Origin of the sequence: Novosphingobium sp. B1 (genome assembly GCF_900176395.1) — a bacterium.
In the GTDB taxonomy this organism is placed as follows: Bacteria; Pseudomonadota; Alphaproteobacteria; order Sphingomonadales; family Sphingomonadaceae; genus Novosphingobium.
In genome coordinates this window covers 79419-95470 of the sequence record NZ_FWXL01000002.1, presented here as the reverse complement: position 1 = coordinate 95470, position 16052 = coordinate 79419, and the positions used below count along the sequence as shown (strand labels likewise).

At 63.0% G+C, this 16052-nt stretch carries 15 protein-coding genes and 1 pseudogene; 5 read left to right on the top strand and 11 right to left on the bottom strand.

The window, feature by feature from the left end:
* Nucleotides 1-10: 10 nt before the first annotated feature.
* Nucleotides 11-445, bottom strand: coding sequence for a DUF2147 domain-containing protein (locus tag B9A23_RS04095; protein ID WP_084277606.1), 435 nt, complete (start codon nt 443-445; stop codon nt 11-13).
* 142 nt (nt 446-587) lie between these two features.
* On the opposite strand from B9A23_RS04095, the gene B9A23_RS04090 reads away from it, so the two are divergent.
* Nucleotides 588-1274, top strand: coding sequence for a winged helix-turn-helix domain-containing protein (locus B9A23_RS04090; RefSeq protein ID WP_084277605.1), 687 nt, complete (start codon nt 588-590; stop codon nt 1272-1274).
* On the top strand, nt 1271-2689 hold the full coding sequence (locus B9A23_RS04085) for a sensor histidine kinase (protein WP_254894973.1): 1419 nt from the start codon (nt 1271-1273) through the stop codon (nt 2687-2689). The genes B9A23_RS04090 and B9A23_RS04085 overlap by 4 nt, the downstream gene beginning before the upstream one ends.
* Here B9A23_RS04085 and asd read toward each other — a convergent pair.
* The 9 genes and pseudogenes from asd to B9A23_RS04040 form a co-directional block, all read right to left on the bottom strand.
* A complete protein-coding gene (asd, locus tag B9A23_RS04080; RefSeq protein WP_084277604.1) occupies nt 2686-3531 on the bottom strand; it encodes an archaetidylserine decarboxylase in 846 nt (281 codons plus the stop codon). The two genes, B9A23_RS04085 and asd, sit on opposite strands and share 4 nt — an antisense overlap.
* A gap of 49 nt (nt 3532-3580) precedes the next feature.
* A complete protein-coding gene (locus B9A23_RS04075) occupies nt 3581-4897 on the bottom strand; it encodes an alginate export family protein (protein ID WP_084277603.1) in 1317 nt (438 codons plus the stop codon).
* A gap of 35 nt (nt 4898-4932) precedes the next feature.
* Entirely contained in the window at nt 4933-5640 is a 708-nt protein-coding gene (locus B9A23_RS04070; protein WP_084277602.1) for a YoaK family protein, read from the bottom strand.
* Nucleotides 5641-5682: 42 nt separating this feature from the next.
* On the bottom strand, nt 5683-6111 hold the full coding sequence (locus tag B9A23_RS04065; RefSeq protein WP_176217878.1) for a DoxX family protein: 429 nt from the start codon (nt 6109-6111) through the stop codon (nt 5683-5685).
* Nucleotides 6112-6115: 4 nt separating this feature from the next.
* Nucleotides 6116-7962 (bottom strand): annotated as a pseudogene (locus B9A23_RS04060) (amidohydrolase).
* Nucleotides 7963-8060: 98 nt separating this feature from the next.
* Entirely contained in the window at nt 8061-8306 is a 246-nt protein-coding gene (locus B9A23_RS04055) for a DUF1427 family protein (protein ID WP_084277600.1), read from the bottom strand.
* Nucleotides 8307-8339: 33 nt separating this feature from the next.
* On the bottom strand, nt 8340-9017 hold the full coding sequence (locus tag B9A23_RS04050; RefSeq protein WP_084277599.1) for a hydrolase: 678 nt from the start codon (nt 9015-9017) through the stop codon (nt 8340-8342).
* Between the two features lie 28 nt (nt 9018-9045).
* The gene (dps, locus tag B9A23_RS04045) at nt 9046-9528 is read right to left on the bottom strand and encodes a DNA starvation/stationary phase protection protein Dps (protein ID WP_084277598.1); all 483 of its coding nucleotides are present in this window, start codon (nt 9526-9528) and stop codon (nt 9046-9048) included.
* A gap of 4 nt (nt 9529-9532) precedes the next feature.
* A complete protein-coding gene (locus B9A23_RS04040) occupies nt 9533-10363 on the bottom strand; it encodes an alpha/beta fold hydrolase (protein WP_217806588.1) in 831 nt (276 codons plus the stop codon).
* A gap of 330 nt (nt 10364-10693) precedes the next feature.
* Here B9A23_RS04040 and B9A23_RS04035 point away from each other — a divergent pair, with 330 nt between their 5' ends.
* Genes B9A23_RS04035 through B9A23_RS04025 form a run of 3 tightly spaced genes read left to right on the top strand, consistent with a single transcriptional unit; the run spans nt 10694 to nt 14339 of the window.
* A complete protein-coding gene (locus tag B9A23_RS04035) occupies nt 10694-11329 on the top strand; it encodes a response regulator transcription factor (RefSeq protein ID WP_084277596.1) in 636 nt (211 codons plus the stop codon).
* On the top strand, nt 11319-13400 hold the full coding sequence (locus B9A23_RS04030; RefSeq protein ID WP_176217877.1) for a ligand-binding sensor domain-containing protein: 2082 nt from the start codon (nt 11319-11321) through the stop codon (nt 13398-13400). The genes B9A23_RS04035 and B9A23_RS04030 overlap by 11 nt, the downstream gene beginning before the upstream one ends.
* Before the next feature lie 3 nt (nt 13401-13403).
* Nucleotides 13404-14339, top strand: coding sequence for an ATP-binding protein (locus B9A23_RS04025; RefSeq protein ID WP_303245899.1), 936 nt, complete (start codon nt 13404-13406; stop codon nt 14337-14339).
* A gap of 25 nt (nt 14340-14364) precedes the next feature.
* Here B9A23_RS04025 and B9A23_RS04020 read toward each other — a convergent pair whose 3' ends face one another.
* On the bottom strand, nt 14365-16047 hold the full coding sequence (locus tag B9A23_RS04020) for an alkaline phosphatase D family protein (protein ID WP_254894972.1): 1683 nt from the start codon (nt 16045-16047) through the stop codon (nt 14365-14367).
* Between the last annotated feature and the right edge of the window lie 5 nt (nt 16048-16052).

The following is a 16052-nucleotide window of genomic DNA, read 5'->3' as shown; positions in this document are numbered from 1 at the left end:
GTTGCCCCTTTCACTGCGGAAGCGCGCCGATGCGGGTCCAGATCTGCGACTTGCAGATCAGGCCATGGAAGATGCAGCCGCTGATCTTGATGCGGTCGGCCGCTAGGACATCGATTTTGGATGAGAAAAGCCGCCCAAGGTCGGGCACGAAAACGGTCCCTTTCCAGCTGCCAAGTCCGCTCGGGCGGTAATCCTGCAGCAGGTCGGTGCCGACCAGATTGGTGATGCCGCTGTCACGCGCATCGGCTTTGGCGTCGGGGCTCGCCCAGACGACATGGCCGCACAGGGCATTGCCGCAAAACTGGTTCTGCACTGCTACTGAGCGATGCGGGTTGATCCACATGCCGGTAATGGATTCGTTGCCCAAAGCAGGCGCTGCATTTGCGGGGGTCAGCTGCACAAGCAAGGACACCACGATAGCGAGGATGGCTGGCAGTCGGGCCATGAACGAAAGTCTCCCTGCGTAAAATCGGCAGAATGACGGCTATTGCGCGGGCGATTGCAGGCTGCTGGCGGCAAGGTGAAATATTGGCAATGTTTGGCGCGCCCTCTCGCCGCGCCGCAAAGAGGCTGTCATAACGGTGGCCATGAGCAGCAAGATACTGCTGGTCGAGGACGACCAGTCCACTGCCGACTTCATCGCCAGCGGCCTTGAGCAGGAAGGCTTCCTTGTCGATCGTGCCACGAACGGTCGAGACGGTCTCTTCCTTGGAACCGACGCCGATTACCAGTGCATAGTGCTTGATCGCATGCTTCCAGGGCTCGACGGCATGGCGGTACTGGCGGCCCTGCGCGGAGCGGGCGTCCACACACCCGTCATCGTATTGTCAGCCCTTGGGGCTGCAGAGGATCGCATCGCTGGGTTGACTGGCGGATCGGACGATTATCTCGCAAAGCCCTTCGCGTTTGCCGAACTTCTGGCACGCATCCGGCTACTGATCCGGCGCAGCCAGAACGTGCCGGCACAACAGACCACCCTGTCCTGCGCGGACCTTGACATGGACCTGCTCGCCCGCAGGGTCCGCCGAGCCGGGCAGACGATCGACCTGCAGCCGCGCGAATTCCGCCTCCTCGAATTTCTGCTGCACCATGTCGATCAGGTGGTCACGCGGACGATGTTGCTAGAAGGCGTGTGGGACTACCATTTCGATCCCGGGACCAACGTGATTGATGTCCACGTCAGCCGGCTCCGCAAGAAGATCGACGAAGGGCATGACCGGCCATTGCTCCACACAGTGCGTGGTGCCGGCTATCGCCTCGGTGCGGAACGTTGAATTCGGCACTAAAGGCCGCGTTGCGACCCATTCCGCTGCCGCGCCTGATCCCGCTGCGTTCGACGACGTTCCGGTTGGCCCTGCTGGTCTTTCTCCTGCAATTGGTCGCAGCAGCCGCGCTGCTGCTTGGCCTGGGCGCGCTCGTCCGCCAGCAGAATCACGCCGAGGCCGTCAACCTTGCCGAAAATCTGCGCGATGACCTTCTTGCGATAGCGTCGCCCACAGATCCCAGGTCCACATTGGCCAAGGCGATAGACGAACGCCTGTCGCGTCGCCTGTCGCGCGGCATCGTGCTCGCTCTGGTCAATAGCCGTGGACAGATCATTGCCGGCAACATCGAATCCCCTTTGGTGCCACTGACGTCCGGAAGAGCACCGCGCACGCTCGACATGGTAAGACGCGGCCACGCCCACGCCGAAGCAACGCTTGTGATGCCGACAGCGCTTGCAGGCGGAGACGTGCTGCTGGCCGGCACCGTAGTGGAAAGCGACCGGCAGTTTCTGGCGATCGTAGAGCGCGCCAGCCTCGCAGCGCTAGCAATGGCCGTGGTGCTTGCAGCTTTTGCTGCGGTCGTCGCTGCACGCCAGATCGCAAGCCGGCTGCAGGCCACGATCATCACCCTTGGAGGCGTCGGAGACGGCAATCTTGGCCGTAGGGTTCCGCCTGATGACTCCGGCGATGCCTTCGCCATTCTCGGCATGGAAGTGAACCAGGCGCTGGACCGCGTGGCGGCACTCAATGCCGAACTCAAGATTGCGACCGACCTTCTCGCGCATGATCTGAAATCGCCTCTGACCCGCTTGTCTGCAGCGCTCGACCGGGCCGAGGCGCTTGTCGAGGATCAGGACGCTGCCGATGCGATTGCAAGGGCAAGGGCAGAAAGCGCGCGCGTCCTCGCGATGGTCGATACCGCCTTGAGCATTTCGCGGGCAGAGGCGGGGCTGGGGCGTGAAAGCTTCCGTGAAACCGATCTCGTCCACCTTCTCGAGACGATCGGTGAGATCTACGAGCCGGTGCTGGAAGAACAGGGGCGCACACTGTCGATTGAGGCCCCACGAAGCCTGCTTCTGCCGATCCATCGCCAGCTGATCAACCAAGCCATCGGCAACCTTCTCGACAATACCATCAAGTATGGTGAAGGGCCTATCGTGCTGTCGCTGCAACACGCGTCCGAAGCCGTGCTTCTTGCGGTGAGTGACCAAGGTAGTGGTATTGCCCCCGACCTTCGCGAAAAGGCGCTCAGCCGGTTTGGAAGACTGGACGAGGCAAGAGGAGGTTGGGGCGCAGGACTTGGCCTGGCGCTGGTCCGGGCCGTCGCGCACCTCCATGGCGGCACTGTTATTCTGGGTGATGGCCCAGGTGGCAAGGGACTGCGCGTGACGCTGAGCCTTCCCTTGAGGAAAATCGCTTTCTAGGCCCGCAACCTAGTAGCGATCGCCTGGCCCATGCGCAGCGTGTCGCCGGCCTTCAGATTTTCCAGCCATGCGATCCGGCCAGGTTCGAAGAGCAAGACCACAGTCGAGCCGAGGTAGAATCGGCCCATCTCATCCCCTGCCTTCAGAGAGGGACCTGCCGTTTCGAAATCGTCTCTCACTGGCTGCTTCATGTGGGTGTGGAAGCGGTTGGGCCAGACCGTGTCGATGCCGGCCACGATCATTGCGCCGACCATCACGCTGGCGAACGCGCCATCTTCGCCGTCGAACAGGCAAGCCAGCCTCTCGTTGCGGGCGAACAGGCGGTCGACACCCGCTGCGGTGGCAAGGTTCACCGAATAGAGCTTGCCCGGGACGTAGGTCGTCGACTTGAGAACGCCGGCGGCGGGCATGTGCACGCGGTGGTAATCGCGGGGGCTGAGATAGATGGTCATGAAGTGGCCGCCATCGAAGCGCCGCCACTCTTCTCCACCGTCGCCTAGCAGTTCGGCCACGGTATAGTCGCGGCCCTTGGCCTGAAGCATGCGCCCTCCGGTAATCTCTCCAAGCTGGCTGATCGTGCCGTCTGCCGGGCTGAGGATGAACTGTCCGGCGTCGGCCAGCGGACGGGCGCCGGGACGCAGTTCGCGCGTGAAGAAGTCGTTGAAGCTGGCAAAGTCGCCTTCGCCCCTTGCCGCATCCCTCATGTCGACGTCGAAAGCCTTGATGAACCTGCTGATCAGCATGTCGCGCAACCAGGGTTTGCGACTGGCCGCGAATGAACCGGCCAAACGGGACAATGCGTGTTGCGGGAGGATGTGCTGCAGCGCTACGAATGCGTTCATCTGCACCCTCTAGGGCGCAGGTCGAGCCGAGCGCAAGAGTATCGTGGTGTCAGAACTTGTAGGCGGCTTCCAATCCGGCCATGTAGATCGGATCCGTGCTCCCGGTCTCGCGCAGGAAGCGCCCGCTGCCGAACCTGGCGATAGAGCCGGACAGGGCGATCGTTTGTGTTGCCTGCCACGACACGCCCAGTTCCACTTGATTTCCGATATGCCTGGCGCGGGAGTTCCCCGCCGAACGTATAAGTTGGCCCGGCACGTCATATATTCCGTCGCCGGTCGACGCGCGCCAGAACGCGGTGACGGACAGCTCGACATTGACCGATTTCGAAGGTGCGATGTCGATACTGGGATGCAGGTTGATGATGTTACGCGGCCCCAAGGGTGTGAGTTCGCCGAAATAGCGGCCTTTCGGAAACAGCGCATTGAAAGTACCGACCTTGTCATCGCGGTTATCGGCATCGCCGCTGGCGTAATTTGCGCGAAGACGCACACGGGGCGACAGCGCTGTGTCGGTAAACGCCAGTGATGTCTCGGTTGCCTGCGACCATGCCCTGACCGACTGGCCCGCAAAGCTTCCGCGCTGGATCATGGTTTCCCAGTTCCAATTCATGCGTGCACTGCGGCCTACCGTTTTTTCGCCGAATATGCGAAACCCGAACGTCTCGCGCCGCTCGTCGCCACCGAGGCCGCCGAAGCGGGCAGTGCGATTGCGGAAACCGATCCAGTACAGATCGAACGATCCGGCTTTCCGGGTTGCAATCGTTGCATAGACGGCGCGCAACCGCCGCCGATCTGAACTGCGATCGTTGAAGTCGCCCGGCTTCGTGTTCACAGCGCGCAGGTCGAGCAGGTCAGCCTTGAATGGTCCATGCTTCCAGACAAGACGTAATCCATCGAACGGTTGCGGGACATTTGGCCCATAACGCAGGCCGACCAACCGCTCCGATCCCAACGCCACCAGTGCGCGACCGGCACGCAAGGTCAGATCGTCGCGTTCACCAGACACGAGCCGAGCGTCCGCAAAGCCCTGCATGAGATCCAGGCCTGTCTGGTCAGCAGGACCGTTGCCACCGCCGACACCCCGCGCAATGGCGAATATCGGCTGGATGAAGGCACGCACCGGGCCGGCGTGGAGATCGGCAAACGGCATCGCACGTAGCCACAGGTAGCCATCGTCGGCGGCATCACCCCACAACGGATCGGCGTAGCTTTCCCGTCTGGCCCGCAATTCCACGCCGATGGTCAGGCGAACGTGTCCTTTGCTATCGACCGGCAGGTTTTTTGGCCCGGCTGGCTGGGCCGACCAATTCTCGTCATAGCGCAGGTTCGTGCGGGCCGGCTCTTGTGCAAGCGCGGGAAGCGCCATCCCCAAGCTTGCCGTCAAGAGGGCTGCGCATCGGATCACTTGCGCTGCATTTCTGCAATCTGCGGGTGTCGCACGAAGACCAGCGTAGCCACCAGCACCAGCGCCCCGGTGGACAGCAGCGTTGCGCCAAGGCCTAGCCAGCCGAAGATCAATGCCCCCACGACGGCCCCGCTGAAGATTGCGCCAACAGCACCCAGTCGCGCGGGGAGGTTCATACCCGTTCGTGACGCCATCTGGGAGTCGGCTGCGATACCGGTGATCGTCAGCGTCAGCACGGTCGTCGTCAGGTCCGGGACCTTTAGAGCGCGGACCACCGCATTGCGAAAGCCCATGGCACCGGCAGTCAGGGCGATGGTAAGCAAGATCACATCGGCGGGCGCGATGCCGGACTGCCATGCCAGGATGGAGATAATCCCGCCGAGGAACAACAGGCCGCTTTCGATCGCGGCTGCACGTACCAGCCAGTGATTGAGCCGTGGCGCGCTATCGCTTCGCCACAGACGACCGGCAATCGCTGCGCCGGCCATGAACGCTGCCAGTGCCACGATGTAATGAAGCGGGTGAAAGCCCGCTGCACCGCTCACTGCGAAGGCGAGGAACACGACATTGCCGGTCATGTTGGCTGTAAAAACCTTGTCCATGCCAAGGATGCTGGCAGCATCGACCATTCCGGTGGTGGCAGAAAGGATCAGAAGCAACCGGAACAGCGGCGCCGGAGTCTTCAGTGGTACGCCTTGCTCCATAATCTCTCCACGGCGGGCCCGAAGTGCGATTGTCGAGGCCGATCAGGGCCGTCCGGTTCTTCGCGCATGTTCGGCCACCAAGGCCGCGAGGATGAAGCCGCCGACAAGCCCGACATGTTCAAAGAAGGCGTTGGTCGCAGCGAACCGCGCTTGTCCGGCCATCTGCCAGAAAGGATTTGCGACGAACGCGGCGAGCAGGGTGAATACCCCAAGCATACCTGCGCCAAGCCAGACCAACCGCCCCAGCAGGATCAGCATTGGACCGATGATCTCTACCGCGATGGTCAGTCCGGCCCACAGCGCAGGAGGGCTCATCGCGAAGTGCGCCTGCTCGGCCACCGCAGCGTTCCAGTCGGTCAGCTTTGCAAGGCCGCCGATCATGTAGGCGCCGACCAGCAGGAGACGGGCAAGAAACCACGTCGGCGGCCAATCGAGCACCACATGGACAAGGCGTGGCTCGGCATCTCTCATCGCATCAGACTGCCCAGCAACCGCAACCAAGCGCACCCCAGAAGCTCTGGACGTCGCCTGCTGAAACGCTCGCACCCAGGGCGGAGGCGTGGTCATGGCCGTGAACCCCGCAAGCCGAAGCGCAGCCGCAGGCGCTGGCCATCTTCGCCGCCGTTTCCGGTTCACGGTAATAGCCGCCGAACATGCGCACCGGGGACCAATCAGGCATGGGCGCCGGAAGTGCGGGGGCAATCGGGCCGAAATCGCCTTCCCCATGCACGACCTCGCCGCCGAGCAAAGTAAGCACGGACGAATATGCGGGATGTCGTGCTCTGGCACGGCGAAGTAATCGGCCGAGAGCAATGCACAGTCGGCCAGTTGCCCGGCCTTGATCTGCCCCTTCTTGCCAACCTCGCTGGAAAACCAGGTATTCTCGTGCGTCCACATCGCCAGCGCCTTCTCGCGGCTCACCCGGTTCGCGCCGGGGTAGAGCGAAAGGCCGCCGATCGTGCGTCCAGTGACGAGCCAAGAGAGCGATACCCAGGGATTGTAGCTCGCCACGCGGGTGGCATCCGTGCCTGCTCCGACCGGAATGCCCGCCGCGAGCATACGCGCGATCGGCGGGGTGCGTTCGGCGGCGCGAGCACCATATCGCTCGACGAAGTATTCGCCCTGATAGGCCATGCGGTGCTGTACCGCGATGCCTCCACCCAAAGCGGCGATGCGGTCGATATTGCGTTCGCTGATGGTCTCGGCGTGGTCGAAGAACCAGTTGATGCCGGCCAGCGGCACGTCGCGGTTGACCGTCTCGTAGACGTCGAGCGCTCGCCCGATCGTCTCGTCATAGGTCGCGTGCAGGCGCCACGGCCAGCGGTTCTCGGCCAGCAGGCGGATCACCGGCTCGAGATCACCTTCCATCGACGGCGGCATGTCGGGCCGCGCCACGCGAAAATCCTCGAAGTCGGCCGCCGAATAGACCAGCATTTCGCCCGCCCCGTTGTGGCGATAGCTGTCGTCGCCCTGCCCCGGCGTGACCTGCTTCACCCAGCCCGCAAAGTCGGCAAGTTCCTCTTTCGGCTTTTGGGTGAATAGGTTGTAGCTGATGCGCACGGTCAGTTGACCATCATCGTGCAGCTTCTCGATCACGTGGTAATCGTCAGGATAGTTCTGGAAACCGCCGCCGGCATCGATCACGCTGGTCACGCCCAGCGAATTGACCTCGCGCATGAAGTGGCGGGTGGAGTTGATCTGGTAATCCTCGGGCAGCTTCGGCCCCTTGGCCAGCGTCGAATAGAGGATGGTCGCGTTGGGTTGCGCCAGCAGCAACCCCGTGGGGTTGCCGGCTGAATCGCGGACGATCTCTCCGCCGGGAGGATTGGGCGTGTCCTTGCCATATCCCACCACGCGCAGCGCCGCGGCATTGAGTAATGCACGGTCGTAAAGGTGGAGGATGAACACCGGCGTATCGGGCGCAACCGCATTCAGTTCTGCGAGCGTGGGCAGGCGCTTCTCGGCGAACTGGTGTTCGGTAAAGCCTCCGACTACGCGCACCCATTGCGGTGCTGGCGTCCGGTCCACCTGCGCTTTCAGCATCGCCATCGCGTCGGCCAGGGTCGGGACGCCGTCCCAGCGCAGTTCCATGTTGAAGTTCAGCCCGCCGCGGATGATGTGCATATGGCTGTCGATAAGTCCGGGGATCATACGCCGGCCCCCGGCGTCGATCACAGTCGCATCAGGCGACGCTGCGCGCACTTCCTGTTCGGAACCTACCGTTAGAAAGCGCCCGTGACGGATCGCCACGGCTGCGGCACGGGGGTTCTCGCGGTCGAGCGTGGTGACGAGGGCGTTCACGATGATCAGGTCGTCGCGCATTGACTTGGGCTTTCTGTCGGCGGCGCGGGCAAGGCCGGGGAGCAGGGATAAGGCCGAGGCACCCAGCGCGCCGACCAGAGTCTCGCGGCGGTTCGCGTTCATGTCGCGTCATCCGGGACGGGGGGCAGGCCCGTTACCCGCTCGGCACAGCTGCTTTTCCAGAACGAGGCGACCTCCTGTCCATGGATCACCCGTTTCGCCAGCGGCACGGCCTGTTCGCCCAGCAGCATGCCAAGCAAGCCGAGTAGCGCGACCGCGGGAGGGGCGGGCGATCGCGTACCAAGCAGGCTGTAGAGGGCACCGACCAGCAGTCCGATGCCAAGAGCGGCGAGATAGGGTTTCATGGGCAGGAGGCTTCCGATTTGGCCAACAGGAGATCATTGGCCTTCAGGCTGCGGTGCCTCGTGCGGGAAAGTGCCACGCTGCGGGGCCTTGTGGACCATGGTATAGGCATAGTCGACGCCCATGCCGTAAGCGCCGAAGTGCTCCCGCACGATATCCATCACGCCGTTGTATGTATCGCGATGCGCCCAGTCGCGCTGGAGTTCGAGCAAGGCATTGATCGTGGTCAGGGGATGGGCACCGGCCTGTTCCATGCGCCGGATCGCTGCTTCGTGCGCTTCTAGCGAAGTGCCGCCTAAAGCATCGGTAACGAAGTAGATCTCAAACCCTTCCTCGATCGCGCAAAGCGTGGGGAACAGCAGGCAGGCCTCGGTCCACAACGCGGCGATGACGAGCTTCTTCTTGCCGCTCGCCTTCACCTGCGCGACGAGTTCCTCTGAATCCCACGAATTCATCGAGGTGCGCTCGATCGGCTTCTGCTGAACCACGTCGAGCAGTTCTGGCCAGATGTAGCCCGAGAAGCTTTCGGTCTCCACCGCTGTCAAGATGATCGGCACGCCAAACAGCTTGGCGGCCTTGGCCAATGCCACGGTGTTATTCTTGAGGGACTGGCGGTCGATGCTCGTCACACCAAACGCCATCTGCGGCTGGTGATCGATGAAGATGAACAGCGTGTCGTCGGCGTTGATCAGCTTCTGGGATCGGAAGGACATGGAATTTCTCCTGAGGGTATTTGCGGGATCAGTGCGCCAGCAGGTGCGCTTCGAGGAACCAGAGCTGCTTGTCGGTCTCGCGCGAGACCTGTGTGAACAGGTCCGCCGTGTCGGCATCGCCAATCACGCTCGCTTGATCGATTGCCTCGCGCACGGCCTTGCCGAACGCGCCGAGGCTGGCGGCCAGCGCCTTGAGGTGCGCCTCGCCGCCAGCGGCCTCCAGAGGATAGCCATAGAGCGTGGTCGCTGCGGCGGTGGTTGCCACGCGCCCATCGGCGACATGCCCCAGAGTGGTGATGCGCTCGGCCAGCAGATCGACGAACTGCTCGATCTCGTCGTGCACGGCGTCGAACAACTGGTGTAGTTGCAGGAAATGCGGTCCCTTGACGTTCCAGTGCGCTTGCTTGGCCTGCGCTTCCAGATCGAGAGCATCCGACAGGCGGGCCTGCAGCAATCCGCAGGCCTGCTTGCGTACGTTTTCCGAAAGATCGATGCGGCTGGTGAAGCTCATTGCCTCAAGCCTTGATGAAAGCCAGGATGTCGGCGTTGATCACCTCAGGGTGGGTAGATGCCATGCCGTGCGACAGTCCTGGGTAGGTCTTGAGCGTCCCCTTCTTGAGCAGCTTGATTGCCGCATGGGCAGAAGGGCCGATCGGGACAACCTGGTCATCCTCGCCGTGTTGCAGCAGCACCGGCACGGTGATCGCCTTGAGATCGTCGGAGAAGTCGGTCTCCGAGAAAGCCTTGATGCAGTCGTAAAGCGGTTTGGCACCGCCCGCCATTCCCTGGCGAAACCAGTTGTCGATCAAGCCTTGGCTGATTTTCACATCGGGCCGATTGAAGCCGTAAAACGGTCCGCTCGGGACATCGCGATAAAGCTGCGAGCGGTTGGCAATGTGTGCGGCCCGGAACCCGTCGAAGAATTCGATCGGCAGACCATCGGGATTGGCGGCCGTCTTCAGCATCAGCGGAGTAACCGAGCCGATCAGGACGGCCTTGGAGACCCGCCCCGGACGCGCCCGAGCGACGTAGCGCGCTACCTCGCCGCCGCCCGTGGAATGGCCGATATGAATCGCGCCGCGAAGATCAAGATGATCGGTCAGCTCGGCGACGTCGGCTGCATAGGTGTCCATCTCGTTGCCGGAAAAGGTCTGTGTCGAACGACCATGCCCGCGACGGTCGTGCGCGATCACGCGATAACCGGCTTGCAGGAAGAACATCATCTGGTTGTCCCAGTCGTCCGCCGTCAGCGGCCAGCCGTGGTGGAACATGATGGCCGGCGCGTCCTTCGGCCCCCAGTCCTTGTAGAAGATCTGCGTCCCGTCCTTGGTGGTGATCGTAGCCATCCGGCGTTCTCCTGAAGCAAGAGTGTCCTTGGAAAGTGCAAGCGAGGGCATGGTTGCCAATGCCGCTGCCAGCGAACCCGCGGCAAGAAAATCGCGTCGTTCCAATGTAATGCGTGGATGCGCGGCGTCTGCGGCCATGTCCGTTCCCCCTGTTACGCCACAAGGATGATCCGCATCGGACCTTCACGATACACCCGGTCGAGGGAACCTCCGGCCCGCTTTCGGGTGGCTGTAAACCCCCACCGGTTCGTGGTATTCTGCAGAGCGTGGCAAGCACTTTCCCGAGCGTCGGAAGGCATCGGGCAACACTGATTGGGGATTACATTCAAAATGCCGGCGGGGAACGCTGACCTGATCCGCATCCTCGTTGCGGACGATCATCCCATCCTGCGTGAAGGCGTCAGCGCGATCATCTCGATGCAGAAGGACATGGAAGTGGCCGGAGAAGCCGCAACAGGCCTTCAGGCAATCGCCCTTTACGAAGCGCTCCGCCCCGATGTCGTGCTGATGGATTTGCGCATGCCCGAAATGAACGGCGTCGAGGCGATCGAGAAGATCCGGGCTGCACACCCGGACGCGCACATCATCGTGCTGACCACCTATTCGGGTGACGCCAAGGCGCTCGAAGCGATGCGCGCGGGTGCCGCAGGCTTCCTGCTGAAGTCCAGTCTGCGCCGCGAACTGCTTGACGCGATTCGCGCCGTACATCGCGGACAGCGGCATCTCCACCCCGATGTGGCCCAGGACATCGCGCTGCATGCCATCGAGGATTCGTTGTCCCCGCGTGAGGTTGAGGTGCTGCAGATGATTGCCGGCGGTCATTCCAACAAGCAGGTCGCTTGGAAGCTTGGCGTCGCCGAAGAGACGATCAAGTCCAATATCAAGAGCATCTTCGGCAAGCTGCGCGTAAGCGACCGTACCCATGCCGTTACCACCGCTGCAAAGCGGGGCATCATTGAACTTTGACCTGATCAGAAGATATGTCGCGCGCCTCGTAGCTGCGGCAGCCCTCATCCTGGCGCTTGCCCCCACGTCTTTCCTGCCCGCCCTTGCCACGGTCGACGCGGAAGATGGCGGGCGGGCGCTGCGTGGTTTCAAACTCCGGCACTGGTCGCTTGAAGAAGGCGCGCCCAGCCGCATAAATGCCATCGCCCAGTCAGCCGATGGCTTCTTGTGGATCGGGGGTGTGGAAGGTCTGACCCGGTTTGACGGACGCACCTTCGAGCGAATCGGCCCAGGCCCAAGCAGACCTGACCGTCTGGTCGTCGCCCGCTTGCTCGCGGCACGCGATGGCACGATGTGGATTGGCCTTGCCCGCAGCAGGGGCGTGATGATCTGGCGCGCCGGACGCCTGCGCGATGCGGGCATGCCCAACCCCTCGCGCGAGGTGAACGATCTAGCGCAAGGCCCGGATGGTGCCATCTGGGTTACGCGCGGGGGGCGTGGAACACGTTCGCTGGCACGATGGTCCGCAGGGCGATGGACCGAATTTGACGAGACATCCGGCCTTCCGCAGGAGCCAGCGTGGAATCCGCTGTTCGCCAAGGACGGTACCATTTGGCTGACCACCGAAAGCGGGGTCTATCGCAAAAGGCCGCACGCGCAGCGGTTCGAACCGACCGGCATCCCCACCGTGCCCCGCGCGACGCTCGCGCAGGCCTCCGATGGAGCGATCTGGCTTACCGAGAAGACGAGAACCCGCCTGATTGCCCGGGACGATGTTCTGATAAGGGGAGGAACCGAATTCGCCACCCCGTTTGCGATCCGTACGCTGTTCGACAGGCATGGAGACTTCTGGGGCGCGACCTGGAGCAACGGCGTCGTTCGCGTCCCAAGCCTCAGTAAGACTGGGCGGGCGACGGTGCTTGGGCTGGATACGCGCGGGGGTCTGTTGTCCAACCCGGTTCGAGCCTTGTTCGAGGACCGCGAAGGCAACATCTGGATCGGGGGCGAGATGGGCCTCAACATGCTCCGCCGCGTTCCTATTATCGCTGCGCCGGGAATAGTGGCTAACGCCTCGGCAAATCACATGCTTGCCGCAACACGTGATGGGACGGTCTTCATTGCCGATGATCATGATCTCTTCCGCGTCGCAAGCGGGAAAGATCCTGTCCGCGTCGCGCATGGCGCAGGCCTGATCGAGGCAATCTGCGCGGCCAATAGCGGAGGCCTGTGGATCGTCGAACGTGGGCGGGCAATCCTGATGACCAGCGACGGTCGCAGTCGGCCTTATCCTGTGCCCGATAGCTTCGCGCCAAATTCGTGCGGCGAGGATCGGAGTGGGCGCCTGTGGCTGCCGGCGCTGCAGAAAGGTCTGTGGGTCTTGCATGGGGGGAAGGCGCATGTCGTCGCCGGCTCGACGGGTCCGGGCGCGCTCCCCGGCAATGTCGTCATCCTCGCTGACGGACGCGCGGCGATCCAGTTTCGGGGCTCAGCGCCCCCGCTGGCGGATACCCAATTCGTTGCGCTGACCGACAGGCAAATGCCGCGCGGCATCGTCGAGGGCATACTAGCCGTGGATGGCACGGTCCTGTTGAGCGGCGCTGCCGGTCTTGCTGCGCCTTTTCTCGCTGGGCAGCCCTTGCTCGAACCGGCACGCTATCCCTGGGCCGGTTCGATAAATGGCATGACCCAAAGCGCTGCCGGGACCGTCTGGATGATAGGCGATACTGGTCTGGTCAGCATGCCATTGCCGCAGTTGAAGCGCGCACTGGCGCACCCGGGCGTGAGTGTACCCTACCGGCTTTTCGATTTCCGCGACGGACTGGCTAGCTTCGCCCAGAAATCGTCAGGCGCGCAGATCGTGGCCGGCGGCGATGGTCGAATATGGTTTGCCACGCGCGGCAATATATCCAGCATCGATCCAGGCAAAATCAGCCTCAACACCCTGCCGCCCACCGTCGAGGTATTGCGCATTCGCACGGGCCCCGACCAACGCTTCGCCGCCGGGGCCAGCCTGCCGGAGGGCACATCGCGCGTCGAGATCGACTACACGGCAACCTCGCTCGCCGTGCCCGAGCGTGTGCGATTCCGGTAACGTCTGGTCGGGGGGACCGGTCCGTGGCTGGAATCCTCGCAGCGCACAGCCGCCTTTGCCAACCTTGGGCCGGGGGAATATCGTTTCGAAGTGATGGCAGCCAACGAGGACGGGGTCTGGAGCACAGTCCCGGCGGCTGCAAAGTTCCATATCGAGCGGGCCTTCCACCAGACCTGGTGGTTTCGCGTCACTGCCGTGCTGGCCGTCGCCGCAGCCCTTTATGGGCTTTACGAAATGCGCCTGCGACAGGTCGCGGCTCGCATCCGCACCAGCATGATGGCCCGCACGGCCGAACGCGAGCGCATAGCCCGAGAATTGCACGACACGATGATTCAGGGGGTCCAGGGTCTGGTCCTGCGCTTCCAGGCTGTGGCCGATCGCTATGCCGACGATCCTTCAGCGCAAGCGGTGCTTTTGCCGGCACTGGACCGGGCCGAGGAGATGCTGGTCGAAGGCCGTGAACGCGTCACCGGTTTGCGCCGTACCCGCGTCCGCGATTTTCACAAGGAACTCGCAAGGCTCATGCACAATGAGATATATCCGCAGGATCTGATTGCCCCGCTTGTCGTGCAACGCCCACCGCGCCCGATCGCATCGGGCATCATGGACGATATCCTTGCCGTGGTGGGTGAGGCGTTGAACAATGCGGCCTGCCATTCGCAGGCGAGCCGCATAGAAGTGGGCGTGCGTTACGGTCGCTGGGAATTCGATGCCTTCGTCCGGGACAACGGCATCGGGATGGATGCCGAGACCCTGGCCAGTGGGTCGCCCAAGGGGCACTTCGGGATTCTCGGAATGCGCGAGCGCATGGTTTCCGTCGGCGGGAAGCTCCGCGTGGAAAGTGCCAAGGGCTTCGGCACCGAGATCCGTCTCACGCTCCCGGCAAAGCTTGCCTATTCGGCCAACCGGGACGCTGGCCCCGCGATTGGCGAAGCTTGAGGCAGGGGCGCATTTGGTGCGAACCCTACGCGATTGCGCGCAGAGTTCCCTTGCGTGCCTCGTACCTTGCGGCGATGCCCCGGGTGAACTGGCGTGACGTGACCGTCGAAACGGTCACGAACTCTGCCGTTGCTGTCTCCGGGCTCAGGGTAACGATCGTGTAGCCCTTCAGGTCCTGATCGCAGAAGGCAACTTCGGGGCTTTGCTGGGCGATGATCTTGCCCAGCCCTGGCAGCAGCGAACCATAGGACGGGCTGGTGATCGCCGTGGTGCCGAATTCTGTACCGATGCGCAGCCCGCTGTCATCGTGAAGATTGTTGGCCCAGGCAGCGTGGCTGTCGCCGGCGAAGGCGAGGGGATTGGCACCGACACGACGCAGCATGGCATAGAGCCGCTCACGCGCTACCGGGTAGCCGTCCCAGGCATCGAGATTGAATGGCAAACCCTGCGCGTAGGCAATCTGGGCCTTTGCAATAAGCGTGCGGTAGCTTTCGGGTAGCCGCGCGACCATCGCTTCGTAGGCTTCATCGCCCACAGCCTTGCGCAGATCCGGACCGGGGACGCGGGCCATGACCACCTGATTGCCAAGCATCTGCCACGGCTTGCCCGCCTTCACCGAACCGGCAAGCACGCCTTCGAGCCATTTCATCTGCTGCGCGCCAAGCAATTCGCGCGACGGATCCTGCCGCGCGGCAAGCATTTCCGCCACTTCGGCCGCGTCTGGTGCCGTCCCCTTGGATGCAATCTGCGGCGATCGGGCCAGCAACCGCGTTTCGACCATCGCCAGGGTGGCAAGATCACCGAACTCGAAGCTGCGGTAGATCGCTGCCGGTTCATCTGCGTTCCGGGGGGCGCGGATCGGCATCCATTCGAAATAGGCCTGCAATGCCGCCGCCTTGCGTGCGCGCCAGTCGCCTTCGCGAGCAGGGTCGTGGTTTTCAGCGCCGCCAATCCATGAGTCATTGGCAACTTCGTGATCGTCCCACACGCAGATGAACGCGGCCCGGGCGTGGGCCATCTGCATCTGCGGGTCGGCCTTCACCTGGGCATGCCGCCGCCGATAATCATCGAGGGTGACAATCTCGTGAGATGGGTCGGGCAAGCGGCCCGTCTTCTTGCCGGTCTCGGCCCCGTAACCATCGGCACCATATTCGTAGATATAGTCGCCCAGATGCACGACGGCATCGAGCCTCTTCAGCTTCGCCATGTCCTCATAGGCGTTGAAGAAGCCGCCCGGATACAACTGGCATGTCGCCAAGGCGATGACGAGCTGGTCGGTCTTGCCGGTCGGCAGCGTCCGGAAGCGCCCCTTTGGGGTGGTCTTGCCGTCACCTGACTGGAACCAGTACCAGTATTCGGTCGCCGGGGAGAGGCCGGAGACGTCGACTTTCGCCGTGTTATCGGCGGCGGCCGTCGCAGTGACCGTGCCGGACTTGACCGGTTTGCCAGATGCCGAGCGCGCCACGTGCCATGTCAACGGCACATCGCCGCTCTTGCCGACGGGCACGGTCGCACGCGTCCAGATAATGGCGCCATCGGCAGACGGATCACCACTGGCCACGCCGTGCAGGAACGCAGCACTCGTCACCAAGGGCGCGGCACCGGCAACCGGAGCCAGACCGATGCCGGCACCCGATCCAAAAGCGGCGAGCAGGCCCCGGCGGTTGATCGAGAAGGTCATCGGCTTGGCATCCTTGTCATCGTTCACGTTGG

What these genes read in the sequence shown, in the direction of transcription:
- B9A23_RS04095 (WP_084277606.1), bottom strand. Translation starts at nt 445, where the DNA reads ATGGCCCGACTGCCAGCCATCCTCGCTATCGTGGTGTCCTTGCTTGTG.
- B9A23_RS04055 (WP_084277600.1), bottom strand. Translation starts at nt 8,306, where the DNA reads ATGAAACCCTATCTCGCCGCTCTTGGCATCGGACTGCTGGTCGGTGCC.
- B9A23_RS04070 (WP_084277602.1), bottom strand. Translation starts at nt 5,640, where the DNA reads ATGGAGCAAGGCGTACCACTGAAGACTCCGGCGCCGCTGTTCCGGTTG.
- B9A23_RS04050 (WP_084277599.1), bottom strand. Translation starts at nt 9,017, where the DNA reads ATGTCCTTCCGATCCCAGAAGCTGATCAACGCCGACGACACGCTGTTC.
- B9A23_RS04040 (WP_217806588.1), bottom strand. Translation starts at nt 10,363, where the DNA reads ATGGCTACGATCACCACCAAGGACGGGACGCAGATCTTCTACAAGGAC.
- B9A23_RS04035 (WP_084277596.1), top strand. Translation starts at nt 10,694, where the DNA reads ATGCCGGCGGGGAACGCTGACCTGATCCGCATCCTCGTTGCGGACGAT.
- asd (WP_084277604.1), bottom strand. Translation starts at nt 3,531, where the DNA reads ATGAACGCATTCGTAGCGCTGCAGCACATCCTCCCGCAACACGCATTG.
- B9A23_RS04090 (WP_084277605.1), top strand. Translation starts at nt 588, where the DNA reads ATGAGCAGCAAGATACTGCTGGTCGAGGACGACCAGTCCACTGCCGAC.
- dps (WP_084277598.1), bottom strand. Translation starts at nt 9,528, where the DNA reads ATGAGCTTCACCAGCCGCATCGATCTTTCGGAAAACGTACGCAAGCAG.
- B9A23_RS04065 (WP_176217878.1), bottom strand. Translation starts at nt 6,111, where the DNA reads ATGAGAGATGCCGAGCCACGCCTTGTCCATGTGGTGCTCGATTGGCCG.
- B9A23_RS04075 (WP_084277603.1), bottom strand. Translation starts at nt 4,897, where the DNA reads ATGGCGCTTCCCGCGCTTGCACAAGAGCCGGCCCGCACGAACCTGCGC.